We start from the raw sequence: 418 nt of genomic DNA, 5'->3' as shown, positions 1-418 counted from the left end.
CTTACTGCTTCACGCCTTCGGCTTGAATGTGCAGCGTCGTTTTCATCTTGAAGCCGTACGCCTTGCCGTAGTCCACACCGAAGTCGTCACGATTGAACGTTGCCGTCGATTCCGTGCCGCACACTTCCTTCTTCAGCATCGGGTGCATGATGCATTTGAACGAGTCGATTTTCAGGTTCACCGGCTTCGTCACGCCATGCAGCGTCAGCTCGCCGATCACTTCCACCGGCACGTCGCCCTTGAACTTCATCGACGTACCCTTGTAGGTCGCGGTCGGGAATTTGTCGGTGTCGAAGAATTGCGCGCTCTTCAGTTCGCCAGTCAGCTTCTCATTGCCGATATCGACCGTCGTCATGTCGATGGTCGCGTCCAGCGTGCCTTTCTGCGCTGCGCGATCGAGCGTCACCGTACCGCTGCC

Annotated in this window: 1 protein-coding gene; it reads right to left on the bottom strand. The window is 57.2% G+C overall.

From position 1 onward, the window contains the following. Position 1 precedes the first annotated feature (1 nt). Positions 2–418, bottom strand: a 417-nt coding sequence (locus EOS_RS43115) for a YceI family protein (protein WP_047898362.1), incomplete at its 5' end; no start/stop codon positions are given.

Origin of the sequence: Caballeronia mineralivorans PML1(12) (assembly GCF_001028175.1) — a bacterium.
Classification (GTDB): Bacteria; Pseudomonadota; Gammaproteobacteria; order Burkholderiales; family Burkholderiaceae; genus Caballeronia; species Caballeronia mineralivorans.
The sequence above is the reverse complement of the archived record's forward strand: the minus strand, read 5'-3'. Positions and strand labels throughout refer to the sequence as shown.